14 protein-coding genes are annotated in these 12,661 nt (G+C 73.8%); 13 read left to right on the forward strand and 1 reads right to left on the reverse strand.

The annotated features are described in order from the left end of the window. The first annotated feature begins 72 nt into the window (after positions 1 to 72). The 4 genes from G9H71_RS09190 (at position 73) to G9H71_RS09205 (ending at position 3,839) form a co-directional block, all read left to right on the forward strand. On the forward strand, positions 73 to 936 hold the full coding sequence (locus G9H71_RS09190; protein ID WP_166280967.1) for a M20/M25/M40 family metallo-hydrolase: 864 nt from the start codon (positions 73 to 75) through the stop codon (positions 934 to 936). A gap of 62 nt (positions 937 to 998) precedes the next feature. After that, positions 999 to 2,009 carry a DUF3048 domain-containing protein gene (locus tag G9H71_RS09195; RefSeq protein WP_166280969.1) on the forward strand — a complete coding sequence of 337 codons (1,011 nt, stop codon included), beginning with the start codon at positions 999 to 1,001 and terminating at the stop codon, positions 2,007 to 2,009. 131 nt (positions 2,010 to 2,140) lie between these two features. Beyond that, entirely contained in the window at positions 2,141 to 3,064 is a 924-nt protein-coding gene (gene pdxS, locus G9H71_RS09200) for a pyridoxal 5'-phosphate synthase lyase subunit PdxS (RefSeq protein WP_166280971.1), read from the forward strand. Between the two features lie 40 nt (positions 3,065 to 3,104). Continuing rightward, positions 3,105 to 3,839, forward strand: coding sequence for an SDR family NAD(P)-dependent oxidoreductase (locus tag G9H71_RS09205; RefSeq protein ID WP_166280973.1), 735 nt, complete (start codon positions 3,105 to 3,107; stop codon positions 3,837 to 3,839). 16 nt (positions 3,840 to 3,855) lie between these two features. Here the strand turns inward: G9H71_RS09205 and G9H71_RS09210 are convergent, their stop codons facing one another. Then, positions 3,856 to 4,059 carry a hypothetical protein gene (locus G9H71_RS09210; RefSeq protein ID WP_166280975.1) on the reverse strand — a complete coding sequence of 68 codons (204 nt, stop codon included), beginning with the start codon at positions 4,057 to 4,059 and terminating at the stop codon, positions 3,856 to 3,858. Positions 4,060 to 4,207: 148 nt separating this feature from the next. Here G9H71_RS09210 and pdxT point away from each other — a divergent pair, with 148 nt between their 5' ends. The 9 genes from pdxT (at position 4,208) to G9H71_RS09255 (ending at position 12,586) form a co-directional block, all read left to right on the forward strand. Continuing rightward, the gene (gene pdxT / locus G9H71_RS09215) at positions 4,208 to 4,810 is read left to right on the forward strand and encodes a pyridoxal 5'-phosphate synthase glutaminase subunit PdxT (protein WP_166280977.1); all 603 of its coding nucleotides are present in this window, start codon (positions 4,208 to 4,210) and stop codon (positions 4,808 to 4,810) included. A gap of 10 nt (positions 4,811 to 4,820) precedes the next feature. Next, a complete protein-coding gene (locus G9H71_RS09220) occupies positions 4,821 to 5,573 on the forward strand; it encodes a YebC/PmpR family DNA-binding transcriptional regulator (protein WP_166280979.1) in 753 nt (250 codons plus the stop codon). Between the two features lie 540 nt (positions 5,574 to 6,113). Then, complete coding sequence (gene ruvC / locus G9H71_RS09225; RefSeq protein WP_166281223.1) at positions 6,114 to 6,713, forward strand: crossover junction endodeoxyribonuclease RuvC; 600 nt, start codon at positions 6,114 to 6,116, stop codon at positions 6,711 to 6,713. Then, positions 6,710 to 7,333, forward strand: coding sequence for a Holliday junction branch migration protein RuvA (ruvA, locus tag G9H71_RS09230; RefSeq protein WP_166280981.1), 624 nt, complete (start codon positions 6,710 to 6,712; stop codon positions 7,331 to 7,333). Before ruvC ends, ruvA begins: the two co-directional genes overlap by 4 nt. Further along, positions 7,330 to 8,379, forward strand: coding sequence for a Holliday junction branch migration DNA helicase RuvB (ruvB, locus tag G9H71_RS09235; RefSeq protein WP_166280983.1), 1,050 nt, complete (start codon positions 7,330 to 7,332; stop codon positions 8,377 to 8,379). Before ruvA ends, ruvB begins: the two co-directional genes overlap by 4 nt. A 273-nt stretch (positions 8,380 to 8,652) precedes the next feature. Next, a complete protein-coding gene (gene yajC, locus G9H71_RS09240) occupies positions 8,653 to 9,036 on the forward strand; it encodes a preprotein translocase subunit YajC (RefSeq protein WP_166280985.1) in 384 nt (127 codons plus the stop codon). 65 nt (positions 9,037 to 9,101) lie between these two features. Further along, positions 9,102 to 10,793: a protein translocase subunit SecD gene (gene secD, locus G9H71_RS09245; RefSeq protein WP_166280987.1), complete on the forward strand. Its 1,692-nt coding sequence runs from the start codon at positions 9,102 to 9,104 to the stop codon at positions 10,791 to 10,793. A 2-nt stretch (positions 10,794 to 10,795) separates the two neighbouring features. Next, positions 10,796 to 12,004, forward strand: a complete 1,209-nt coding sequence (gene secF, locus G9H71_RS09250; protein ID WP_166280989.1) for a protein translocase subunit SecF — start codon at positions 10,796 to 10,798, stop codon at positions 12,002 to 12,004. Positions 12,005 to 12,085: 81 nt separating this feature from the next. Beyond that, positions 12,086 to 12,586 carry an adenine phosphoribosyltransferase gene (locus G9H71_RS09255; protein ID WP_196791899.1) on the forward strand — a complete coding sequence of 167 codons (501 nt, stop codon included), beginning with the start codon at positions 12,086 to 12,088 and terminating at the stop codon, positions 12,584 to 12,586. Positions 12,587 to 12,661: the final 75 nt, after the last annotated feature.

Consider the following 12,661-nt stretch of genomic DNA (forward strand, 5'->3'; position numbering starts at 1 on the left):
CGCGCGTTCGTCGATGCGCTGCCGGCCCCGCGCGTACGCCGCCTGGCTCCTGAGCTGCGCCGGCAGGCCGACGTGCTGCTGCGCGACGAGCTGGCGGCCGCCGGCTGGCCCGCGCGCCTGCACGGCTTCACCGTCCGCGGGGCGAACGACTGGGACCCCGCCCGCCCCGGGCGGACCGAGCCCGTGGCCGAGCTGCCGGGCGTCAACGTCGTCGCCGTGAAGGAGGGCGAGCGGCCGGACGCGCTGGTCGTCCTGGCCCACGCCGACACCGTCCCGGGCAGTGGAGGAGCCGACGACAACGGCAGCGGGCTCGCCGCGCTCGTCGAGGTCGCGCGGCTGCTCGCGCCCGAGCGGATGCGGCTGTCGGTGGTGCTGGCCGCCGTCGACCACGAGGAGCACGGCTTCTCCGGGTCGCGCCAGCTGGTCGCCTGGCTGGCGGCGCGGCGCCCGGTGCGCGCCGCGTACGTCTTCGAGATGCTCGGGTACGTCAGTGCCGAGCCGGGCTCGCAGCGCCTCCCGCCCGGCGTCGGCGCGCTCTACCGGGGCCAGGTCGGCCGGCTGCGCGCCCGCGGCATGCCGGGCGACTTCCTCGCCCTGATCCACCAGAAGCGCAGCCGGCTCGCCGCCACCTGCCTGGCCTCCTGCCTCGCGGAGGTCGCCGGCCCGCGGGCCCCTGTGCTGCTTCGGGCGCCGACGGACCTGCCGGGCCTCGGGGTCGCCGCACGCCGGGTCGCGATGGCCCGCGACTTCGCGCGCAGCGACCACGTGCCGTTCTGGGAGGCGCGGCTGCCCGCGGTGCAGGTGACCGACACCGCCAACTTCCGCAACCCGCACTACCACCGCGCCTCCGACCTGGCGGAGACCCTGGACTACGGCCGCATCGCGGACGTGGCCGCGGCGACCGCCCTCGCGCTGCTGGTCCTGTCCGGGCTCTGAGCCGCGGCATCGCTGCGCCACCGGCCTTCAGCCGCCCCCGCGAGCTGCCGAGATGCAGCGTGATGCGTACTCCGACCGCCCTTCGCCGCTCGCTGCTCGCCGTCGCCCTCGGCTGCGCCCTCGCCGGCTGCTCCGCGCTGCCGGTCGAGCTCGGTGCGGCCTCGTCCCCGGGACGGGAGGCCGCGGCGCCCGCGGCCCCGGCCAAGCAGGCCTCCGTGCTCTCGGGCCGGGCCAAGGCGGACGGACGGACGCTCGTCGTCAAGATCGACAACACGGCCGCGGCGCGCCCGCAGGCCGGGCTCGAGGACGCCGACGTCGTCTACGTCGAGCCGGTCGAGGGCGGCCTCACCCGGCTGGCCGCGGTCTTCTCGACCAAGCTGCCCAGGGTCGTCGGACCGGTCCGCAGCGCGCGGATCAGCGACGTCGAGCTCTTCGCGCAGTACGGGCGGCCGGCGTTCGCCTACTCCGGGGCGCAGAAGAAGTTCCTGCCGACGCTGCGCAGCGCCTCGCTGGCCCTGGTGTCGGCCGACGACGACCCGTCGCTGTACTACCGGCGCAGCAGCCGGCCGGCGCCGTACAACCTCTTCGCGAACGCCCGCACGCTGCTCGCGGCCGCCGACGGCGCGACCAAGGCGTCGGACATCGGCTTCCGGTTCGGCAAGCCTCCCGTCGGCGGGGCCCGCGCGCGCTCGGTGCGGGCGACCTGGCGCGCCGCGAGCACCGGCTTCACCTGGTCGGCGAAGACGAAGCGGTGGCTCGCGACGACCGACGGCACCCCCGCGGTCTCGGCGGCCGGCGCCCGGCTCGGCGCCACCACCGTCCTGGTGCAGTACGTCGACGAGACCGACTCGGTCTACGTGGACAAGAACGGGTCGGTGACCCCGTACGCCCACACCGTCGGCAGGGGGAGCGGGCTGTTGCTGCGCGGGGGCAAGGCCTGGAAGGCGGAGTGGTCGCGGTCGAGCGCGGCGTCCGGCACGCGGTGGACCGTGGGCGGGGAGACGGCGCGCTTCGCGGCCGGGCAGGTGTGGGTGCTGCTGGTGGACAAGGACCGTCCTTTACGCCTCGGCTGAGCGCGCTGGGACGCGGCCGGTCGGGCCCGCGGCGGGTCGACCGGGCCAAGACCGTGTCATTGGCCCGGGTCACCACCTCACGAGTGGGCCTACCCTTATGGGGAGAGCAGTCCCCGACCAGCGAGGTCCCGTTGAGCGTCCCTTCCGCCCCTCTCGAGAACGAGTCTTCGTCCGGCAGCACCGGCACCGCGCGCGTGAAGCGCGGCATGGCCGAGATGCTCAAGGGCGGCGTGATCATGGACGTCGTCACGCCGGAGCAGGCCAAGATCGCCGAGGACGCCGGTGCCGTCGCCGTCATGGCGCTCGAGCGCGTGCCCGCCGACATCCGCAAGCAGGGCGGCATCGCCCGCATGAGCGACCCCGACATGGTCGAGGGCATCGTCAACTCGGTCTCGATCCCGGTCATGGCGAAGGCCCGCATCGGCCACTTCGTCGAGGCGCAGGTCCTGCAGTCGCTCGGCGTGGACTACGTCGACGAGTCCGAGGTGCTGACCCCGGCCGACGAGGCGCACCACATCGACAAGTGGGCCTTCACGGTCCCCTTCGTCTGCGGCGCGACTGACCTGGGCGAGGCGCTGCGCCGCATCGCCGAGGGCGCGGCGATGATCCGCTCCAAGGGCGAGGCCGGCACCGGCAACGTCGTTGAGGCGACCCGCCACATGCGCCAGATCCGCTCCGACATCCGCCGCCTGGCGACGCTCGACGAGACCGAGCTGTTCGTGGCGGCCAAGGAGCTGCGCGCGCCGTACGACCTGGTCGCCGAGGTGGCCAAGCTCGGCAAGCTGCCGGTCGTGCTGTTCACCGCCGGCGGCATCGCGACCCCGGCCGACGCGGCGATGATGATGCAGCTCGGCGCCGAGGGCGTCTTCGTCGGCTCGGGCATCTTCAAGTCCGGCGACCCGGCCAGGCGCGCCGAGGCGATCGTCAAGGCGACGACGTTCTACGACGACCCCGACGTGATCGCGAAGGTCTCGCGCGGCCTCGGCGAGCCCATGGTCGGGATCAACATCTCCGAGCTGCCCGCGGACCAGCGCTACTCCGACCGCGGCTGGTAGTCCCTTTGAGCACGTCGCGGCCGGGGTATCCGCCCCGGCCGTGACTGCTTTCCAGGACCGGACGGTCCTTCTCACCGGCGCTTCCGGCGGCATCGGCCGAGCCCTCGCCGAGCGCCTCGCTCAGGAGGGGGCGCGGCTCGCCCTCGCGTACTCCGGTGATCGTGCCGGCGCCGAGCGGACGGCCCAGCTCGTGCGGGAGGCAGGCGGGGAGCCCGTCGTCCTGCAGGCCGATCTCGCCGACGCCGAGGCCCCGCTGCGGCTGGCCGACGAAGCCGAGCAGGAGCTCGGGCCGGTCGACGTGCTCGTTTCGGCAGCCGGGGCGGGCGAGCAGCGCGAGCTCGCCGACGTCGGCCTCGAGCTCTGGGACCGCACGCAGGCGGTCAACCTGCGGGCGCCGTTCCTCCTGATGCAGCGCCTGGTGCCGCAGATGGCCGAGCGCGGGTACGGCCGGGTGCTGCTCTTCTCCTCGATCGCGGCCTTCACCGGCGGGGTGGTCGGCCCGCACTACGCGGCCTCCAAGGCCGGGCTGCACGGGCTGGTGCACTGGTTCGCGTCGCGCTACGCCGACCGCGGCGTGACGGTCAACGCGGTGGCGCCGGCGCTGATCGAGGACACCAAGATGCTTCCGGGCAACGGGCGCGACATGCCGCTGCCGATCCCGGTGGGCCGGCTCGGGCGCCCCGAGGAGGTCGCGGACCTGGCGCTCGCCGTGCTGCGCAACGGCTACGTCACCAACCACGTGCAGCTGGTCGACGGCGGGCTCTTCGCGCTGTGAGCCCGCCGCCGGGCGGTCAGTCGTGCCCGCCGCAGTCGTGCGCGACGTTCGCGTCGAACGGCTCGAGCCGCCCGTCCTCCTTGCGCACGCAGAGCAGGTACGCCGTCCCGCCGTCCAGCCACGGGCGGACGTGGCCGCGGGTGACGACGACGGCGTCCGGCTCGGGCTCGAGGCGGTCGACCAGGTGAACGGATGGCGAGAGAATCGTTAGCTCAAGCAACGTCAGGAACGTCGTCCCCGTAGTTGCGAACGGCTCGCAACTGGTTCGCTCAGGAAAGCGGGCAGAGCGGCCGCCGCGGTCCTTGCGCGTGCCCCGCCGGTAGCATCGAAGGAGTTGGAACTGTCGTCGGACGAGCAAGGCGGAGCCCGTGCCGCAGCCGCAGATCGGCGTCCTCGCCCTGCAGGGGGACGTCCGGGAGCACCTGTACGCCCTGGAGGCGGCGGGCGCGCGCGCCGTCCCCGTACGCCGCCCGTCCGAGGTCGAGGCGGTCGACGCGATCGTCCTGCCCGGGGGCGAGTCCACGACGATCAGCAAGCTGGCCCGCACGTTCGAGGTGCTCGAGCCGCTGCGCGAGCGGATCGGCGGGGGGATGCCGGCCTACGGCTCCTGCGCGGGGATGATCCTGCTCGCGGACCGGATCGAGGACGGGGTCGAGGGGCAGGAGACGATCGGCGGGTTGGACGTCACGGTCCGACGCAACGCCTTCGGCCGCCAGGTCGACTCGTTCGAGGCCGACGTCGAGGTCGACGGGGTGCCGGGCGACCCGGTGCACGCGGTCTTCATCCGGGCGCCGTGGGTCGAGGCGGTCGGCGAGCGCGTGGAGCAGCTCGCCCGAGTGAAGGGCGGGCCGGCCGACGGTAGGATCGTCGCGGTCCGGCAGGGACACCTGCTGGCCACCTCATTCCACCCGGAGCTGACGGGTGACCTGCGCGTGCACGCGCTGTTCGTCGAGCTGGTGAAGGGCCGGTGACCTCCGCGCTATGAGCGGCCACTCCAAGTGGGCGACAACCAAGCACAAGAAGGCCGTCATCGACGCGAAGCGCGGCAAGCTCTTCGCGAAGATGATCAAGAACATCGAGGTGGCCGCGCGGACCGGTGGCGGTGACCCGGCCGGCAACCCGACGCTCTACGACGCCATCCAGAAGGCGAAGAAGTCCTCGGTCCCGAACGACAACATCGACCGCGCCGTCAAGCGCGGGTCGGGCGCCGAGGCCGGCGGGGCGGACTACTCGACGATCATGTACGAGGGCTACGCCGCCGGCGGGGTCGCCGTGCTCGTCGAATGCCTGACCGACAACCGCAACCGCGCCGCGGCCGACGTCCGCATCGCCTTCACCCGCAACGGCGGCTCGATGGCCGACCCGGGCTCGGTGTCGTACATGTTCAACCGCAAGGGCCTCATCGTGGTGCCGAAGGCCGACGGGCTGACCGAGGACGACGTGCTCGGCGCGGTCCTCGACGCCGGCGCGGAGGAGGTCACCGACGACGGCGAGCAGTTCGAGGTCGTCTGCGAGGCGACCGACCTCGTCGCGGTGCGCACCGCGCTGCAGGACGCCGGCATCGACTACGACTCCGCCGACCCGACCTTCCTCCCGTCGGTCAAGGTCGAGCTGGACGAGGAGACCGCGCGCAAGGTCTTCAAGCTGATCGACGCGCTCGAGGACAGCGACGACGTCCAGGACGTCTACGCCAACTACGACGTGTCCGACGAGGTCATGGAGGCTGTGGGCTGACGCCCTCTGCTGCTGAGCGCCGGCCGCCCCTCGGGTGGCCGGCGTTTCTGCTCCGACACCACGCTCGACGCGGTCACCGACCCGGTGCAGCGGTCCCGGCAACCTCTGCGGCCGCATCGTCGATCCGTCGACGCGGACGGGCGCGAGAAGGGCCAGTTCCTCGGCGGCGCCGTCGACACCGCGTACCGAGCGATGCGGGCCCAGGCCGGGCGCGACGCGTCACGACAGCTGACCGGCAGTTCCTGAACCCGGCTTTGCCGTACTCGAACTCCGGCAACGCCCTTTTGGCGCCATGACGTGGCCCACCAGTCCGCCGACCGGCACCGGCGAGCGGCCGCGGCTCGGAGCACGCCCGGGTGGAGGACTGACGCGCGGTCTTCGAGGTCGGCTCGGGCTGGACCGTGTTCACCCCCGGCGCGCGCTGACGACGGGACACGCCGGGCCGGCGCTCCGACCGGCCAGGCGGCCCGGCGGGTAGCGTCTGCTCGAACGCGTGTTCGGATCGGGCACGCCGCGAGCGAGGGGTGCGACACGGTGACGGTGCGGGTGCTCGGCGTAGACCCAGGCCTCACCCGGTGCGGCATCGGCGTCATCGAAGGCGTCCCGGGCCGGCCGCCCCGGCTGGTCGCCGTCGGGGTCGTGCGCACCCCGCCGGACGCGGAGATCGGCCCCCGCCTCGTCGCGCTGCAGCGCGGCGTCGAGGAGTGGCTCGACGAGCAGCGCCCCGACGCCGTCGCCGTCGAACGCGTCTTCAGCCAGAACAACGTCCGCACCGTGATGGGCACCGCCCAGGCCAGCGCGATCGCCATCGCCGCCGCGGCGCACCGCGGGCTCCCGGTCGCGCTGCACACCCCCAGCGAGGTGAAGGCGGCGATCACCGGCAGCGGCCGCGCGGACAAGGCGCAGGTGGCCTCGATGGTGATGCGCGTGCTGCGGCTCGACGAGGCACCGCGCCCGGCCGACGCCAGCGACGCGCTCGCCCTCGCCGTCTGCCACTTGTGGCGCGGGGCCGCCCAGTCCCGGCTCGCCAGCCTGACCGCGCCCCGTCCCGCCTCCGCCGGGCAGCCCGCGGCGTCCGGGCAGACCCGGGCCCAGGCCCAGCTCGCGGCGGCGATCAAGGCAGCGGGGGCGCGCCGATGATCGCCTTCGTCGCGGGCCGGGTGGCCGCGATCGGCCTGGACTCCGCCGTCGTCGAGGTCGGGGGCGTCGGACTCGCCGTGCGCTGCACGCCGGGGACGCTGGCGACGCTGCGGCCGGGGGAGCCGGCCCGGCTGTCGACGCACCTCGTCGTGCGCGAGGACGAGCTGACGCTCTACGGGTTCGCCGACGACGACGAGCGCACGGTCTTCGAGACCGTCCAGACGGTCAGCGGCGTCGGGCCTCGGCTCGCGCAGGCGATCCTCGCCGTGCTGTCCCCGGACGACGTGCGCCGCGCCGTCGCGACCGAGGACCTGGGAACCCTCACCAAGGTCCCCGGCATCGGCAAGAAGGGCGCGCAGCGGCTCGTGCTGGAGCTCCGCGACAAGCTCGGCGCCCCGGTCGGCGGTGCGCCGGCGGCCCGCGCGGCGAGCGTCCCCGCGCAGGAGGGCTGGCGTACCCAGCTCGCCGAGGCGCTCACCGGGCTCGGCTGGGCCGCCCGCGAGGCGGAGGCGGCGGTCGACGCCGTCGCGCCCGAGGCGCAGGCCGCCGTGGACGCGGGGTCCGCTCCTGACGTCGCGGCGCTGCTGCGGTCGGCACTGCGCGGGCTGAGCCGCGCATGAGCGACAGCCTGCGGCTGGTCGACGGGGCCTCCGACGAGGAGGAGCGCGCCGCCGAGCTTGCGCTGCGCCCGAAGTCGCTCGACGAGTTCATCGGCCAGGAGCGCGTGCGCGACCAGCTCGGCCTGGTGCTCGACGCGGCGAAGGGGCGCGGCCGCCCGGCCGACCACATCCTGCTCTCCGGCGGCCCGGGCCTGGGCAAGACGACGCTCGCGATGATCGTGGCCGCCGAGATGGAGGCGCCGCTGCGCATCAGCAGCGGCCCGGCCATCACCCACGCCGGCGACCTGGCCGCGGTCCTGTCCAGCCTCGCCGAGGGCGAGGTGCTCTTCCTCGACGAGGTGCACCGCATGGCGCGACCGGCCGAGGAGATGCTCTACATGGCGATGGAGGACTTCCGGGTCGATGTCGTCGTCGGCAAGGGCCCGGGCGCGACCGCGATCCCGCTCGACCTGCCGCACTTCACGTTGATCGGCGCGACGACGCGGGCGGGCCTGCTCCCCGCCCCGCTGCGCGACCGCTTCGGCTTCACCGCGCACATGGACCTGTACGAGCCGGCCGAGCTCGAGCGCGTGCTCGCCCGGTCGGCCCGGCTGCTCGGCATCGACCTGCGCAAGGACGGCGGGCGCGAGGTCGCGCTGCGCTCACGCGGCACGCCGCGCATCGCCAACCGGCTGCTGCGCAGGGTCCGCGACTTCGCCGAGGTCCGCGCCAAGGGCGTCGTCACCGGGCCGGTCGCCGCCGCGGCCCTGGAGATCTACGAGGTCGACGCGCTCGGGCTGGACCGGCTCGACCGCGCCGTCCTCACCGCGCTGGTCAAGCTCTTCGGCGGCGGGCCGGTCGGGCTGTCCACGCTGGCCGTCGCGGTCGGGGAGGAGGCCGAGACCGTCGAGGTCGTCGCCGAGCCCTTCCTCGTGCGCGCCGGGCTGCTCGCGCGTACGCCGCGCGGGCGCATCGCGACCCCGGCGGCCTGGGCGCACCTCGGGCTCGCCCCGCCGGGGGCGGACCGGGTCACCGGCGCGATGACGCTGCCGCTCGACGAGGACTGATCGGCGGCCCCCGACGCGACCGGCGCGAGGGCGTGGCGGTGATGCAGGGGCCGCCGCTGCAGAACCGCCCGGGCAGGAGTGCCCATGAGTCAGGGGTATTCGCGCCGCGCGCTCGGCGCACGTCGATTCTTCGGTATTCGTTGTGTCTTCGTTGTCCAGCCCCGGGCCCGCCGCACTAGACTTCCCCGTTGGCTGGCGACCGGAAATCCTCCGGCGCGGCCTGAGCCCTGCCGGAGACCCGGCGCCACCGGGGAACCGACTGGGAGGACGTTGGTGCGATCACTCGCAAGCCTGCTGCCGTTCGTGCTGATCGGCCTGGTGTTCTGGCTGCTGCTCATCCGCCCCGCGCAGTCGCGTCAGCGGCGGCTGGCGCAGATGCAGGCCGAGCTGCTGCCGGGGGCGCGGGTCATCACGACGGCGGGCCTCCACGCCACGGTGGTGGCCCTCGAGGACGACGTCGTCGTGCTCGAGACGTCCCCCGGCATCACCAGCCGCTGGGCACGTGGCGCGGTCGGCCAGGTGCTTCCCAGTAGCTCCGGCTCCGGCGCGGACGACACCACCCACCGGGCCTCTGACGAGGCTCCCGGCGCGGGGGAGGGCCCGGTGTCGTTCGACAAGCGCGACAAGCCAGCTCCTCCCGACAGCGCCACCGGCTGACGCCCGCCGGCACGTACGTTCCCGCAGTTCCTCCGTCTGAAGCACGCACAGGAGACACGACAGCAGTGGCTACGAAGAAGGGCCCGGCGACGGCCTCCCGGCCGGGGCGCACCTTGCTGGTGCTCCTGGTGATCATCGTCGCGATCTTCGGCGGCATCGTCGCCAGCGGGGACTACGAGCCGCGCCTGGGGCTCGACCTGCAGGGCGGCACCAGCGTCGTGCTGCTGCCGCGCACCGACACCGGTGCGGCGCCGACGGACGACCAGCTCGACCAGGCGGTGGACATCATCCGCCAGCGCGTCGACGCGCGCGGTGTCACCGAGTCCGAGATCCAGACGCAGGGCGACAACATCGTCGTCTCCGTGCCGGGCGCGACGGGCGCCGAGACGGTCAAGCTCATCGCCTCGACCGCGAAGCTGACCTTCCGGCCCGTCCTTGCCGTGACCGGGGCGGCCCCGATCGCCGAGCCGACCCCGACGCCGTCGGGAGAGGCCAGCGCGCCCGCCGCAGAGCCGAGCCCGACCGCCTCGTCGAACGGCCGCGTGGTCCCGAACGCCCTGCGCGCCGCGGAGCCGACGCCGGCCGCGACGCAGACGGCGCCGGCCCCCGAGCCCGCTCCCGTGCCCACCGAGGACCCGGCCGCGGCCGACCCGACGGCCAACATCCCGCCCGAGGTGCAGCAGGAGTTCACCGACAAGGACTGCACCGCGGCCGAGAACCGCGGCGGCGGCGTCGAGTTCCCGGCCGAAGAGACGGTGGTGGCCTGCGACCGCGAGGGGTCGGCGAAGTACCTCCTCGGCCCGGTGCTCGTGCAGGGCGAGAACGTCGACGACGCCACTGCGGGCCTGACCCCGAACACCGCCAACGACTGGCTCGTCCAGCTCGACTTCGACGGTGAGGGCACCCGCCAGTTCTCCGACGCGACGCAGAGCCTGGTCGCCAAGGCCGCGCCGGAGAACGCGTTCGCCATCGTCCTCGACAACGCGGTCATCTCCGCGCCGACCGTCCAGGGCGCCATCACCGACGGCAACGCGCAGATCACCGGCGATTTCAGCGAGACCGAGGCCCGCGACCTGGCCAACGTGCTCCGCTACGGCGCGCTCCCGCTCGCGTTCGAGCAGGGCGAGGTCAACACGATCTCCGCGACGGTCGGCGAGGACCAGCTCGACAAGGGCATCCTGGCCGGCGCCATCGGCCTCGTGCTCGTCCTCGTCTACTCGCTGCTCTTCTACCGCGGCCTCGGCCTGGTCAGCGTCGCGAGCCTGGTGGTCGCCGGCGTCCTCACCTGGGGCCTGATCGTCCTGCTCGGCAGCCTCATCAGCTTCACGCTGATCCTCGCCGGCGTCGTCGGCGTCATCGTCTCGATCGGCATCACCGCCGACTCGTTCGTCGTCTTCTTCGAGCGGCTGCGCGACGAGATCCGCGAGGGCCGCACGATCCGCACCTCCGTCGAGCACGCGTGGCGCCGCGCCCGGCGCACGATCCTCGTCGCCGACGGCGTCACGATCCTGGCCTCGGCCACGCTCTACTTCCTGGCGATCGGCCGCGTGCAGAACTTCGCCTTCACCCTCGGCCTGTCGACGCTCATCGACCTCGTGGTCGTCTTCCTGTTCACCAAGCCGCTGGTGTCCCTGCTGGTGCGCACGAAGTTCTTCGGCAACGGCCACCCGCTGTCCGGCCTCAACCCCGAGGCCGTCGGCCGCCACACCTCGCCCGCCGCTCCGGCGGCCCGCGTCCGCACGGCCAAGGAGGCCTGAACATGTCCCGCCTCGGACAGCTCGGACACCGGCTCTACACCGGCGAGGTCGCCTACGACTTCGTCGGCCGCAAGCGCACCTGGTACGCCGTGTCGGCGGCGATCCTCGTCATCACGCTGCTCGCGTTGTTCTTCCGCGGGCTGAACTTCGGCATCGAGTTCAAGGGCGGGGCGGAGTTCCGCGTACCCAACGCGAACTGCTCGATCGAGGACGCCCGCGGCGCGGTCGGCGAAGAGGTCGAGGGCGAGACGATCGTCCAGAAGCTCAACGACAACACGCTGCGCGTGCAGACCGGCGACCTGACCGGCGAGCAGCCCGACGCCGTGACGAACGCGCTCGCCGACGCGTGCGGCGTCGCCGCGTCCGAGGTCAACGTCCAGGTCGTGGGCCCCTCGTGGGGAGGCGCGGTCACCGAACGCGCGGCGTGGGGGCTGGTGGTCTTCCTCATCCTCGTCGCGGTGTTCATCGCCATCGTCTTCGAGTTCAAGATGGCCATCGCCGCGTTCGTCGCGCTGTTGCACGACATCCTCATCACGGTCGGCGTCTACGCCCTCGTCGGCTTCGACGTCACGCCGTCCACCGTGATCGGCTTGCTGACGATCCTGGGTTATTCGTTGTACGACACGGTCGTCGTCTTCGACTCACTACGGGAGAACTCGGCCGGCCTGCAGGGCAGCAGCCGGATGACCTACAGCGAGGCCGCGAACCTCTCGGTCAACCAGACCCTGGTGCGCTCGATCAACACCTCGCTGCTGGCGCTGCTGCCGATCGGCGCGATCCTGTTCGTCGGCGCGTTCCTGCTCGGCGCGGGCACGCTCAAGGACCTGTCGCTGGTGCTCTTCGTCGGTATCGCGGCGAGCACCTACTCCTCGATCTTCATCGCCACGCCGCTGCTCGCCGACCTCAAGGAGCGCGAGCCCGGCATGAAGGCGCTCGCCAAGCGTGTGGAGATGCGGCGTGCGGGCGGGGCGGCTCCGCGCCGCACTGGCCAGCCCCGGGCGGCGGCCGCCGGCCAGGCCGCGCCCGCCTCCGGCGGGGGTGCGACCTCGCTCGCGACGCTCGAGGAGGCGGGCGCCGGTCCGGACGACGACGTCCCGCCCACCCCGGGCCCGACGCGTCCGCGCCCCGGCGGCGCCGCCGGGCAGCGCCCCCAGCCGCGCCGCGGCGGAGGCTCGCGCCCCGGTAGCGGCCCCCGCGGCAAGCGCAGGTAGGGCTCGTACGTGACGCACGACCTCAGCGAAGGCCCGGCCGGTCAGGCCGGGCCTTCGCGTCAGCCCGTCGGCCGGGACGGGCTGGCGGCGTACATCCGCGACGTCCCGGACTATCCGCAGCCGGGGGTGCTCTTCAAGGACATCACCCCGCTGCTCGCCGACGCCGCGGCCTTCGCCGCGACCGTCGACGCCCTGGCGGAGCTGGCCGGTGACGTCGACGCCGTGGTCGGGATCGAGGCCCGCGGCTTCATGCTCGCGGCGCCCGTCGCGTTCCGGGCCGGCGCGGGCTTCGTCCCGGTGCGCAAGGCGGGCAAGCTGCCGGCCCCGACGCTCTCCGCCGCCTACGCGCTCGAGTACGGCGAGGCCGTCCTGGAGCTCCGCGAGGGCACGCTCGCTCCCGGAGCCCGGGTGCTCGTCGTCGACGACGTGCTCGCCACGGGCGGCACGCTCGCCGCGACGGTCGGGCTGCTCGAGCGCAGCGGCGCGCAGGTCGTCGGCATCGCCGTGCTGCTCGAGATCGCGGCGCTTGGCGGCCGCCAGGCGCTGCCCGGGCGCTCGATCTCCGCGCTGCTGCAGGCCTAGGCTCGCCCTCCCTGCCCGGCAGCCCGCACGGATGCTTCCCCGCGCATAGACTGATGGCTCGAGGCGACGAGGGGG

It is taken from the genome of Motilibacter deserti (assembly GCF_011250635.1).
GTDB lineage: Bacteria > Actinomycetota > Actinomycetes > Motilibacterales > Motilibacteraceae > Motilibacter_A > Motilibacter_A deserti.

Coding starts and splice junctions, on each gene's coding strand:
- G9H71_RS09195 (WP_166280969.1), top strand. CDS start 999: ATGCGTACTCCGACCGCCCTTCGCCGCTCGCTGCTCGCCGTCGCCCTC.
- G9H71_RS09220 (WP_166280979.1), top strand. CDS start 4,821: ATGAGCGGCCACTCCAAGTGGGCGACAACCAAGCACAAGAAGGCCGTC.
- ruvA (WP_166280981.1), top strand. CDS start 6,710: ATGATCGCCTTCGTCGCGGGCCGGGTGGCCGCGATCGGCCTGGACTCC.
- ruvB (WP_166280983.1), top strand. CDS start 7,330: ATGAGCGACAGCCTGCGGCTGGTCGACGGGGCCTCCGACGAGGAGGAG.
- secF (WP_166280989.1), top strand. CDS start 10,796: ATGTCCCGCCTCGGACAGCTCGGACACCGGCTCTACACCGGCGAGGTC.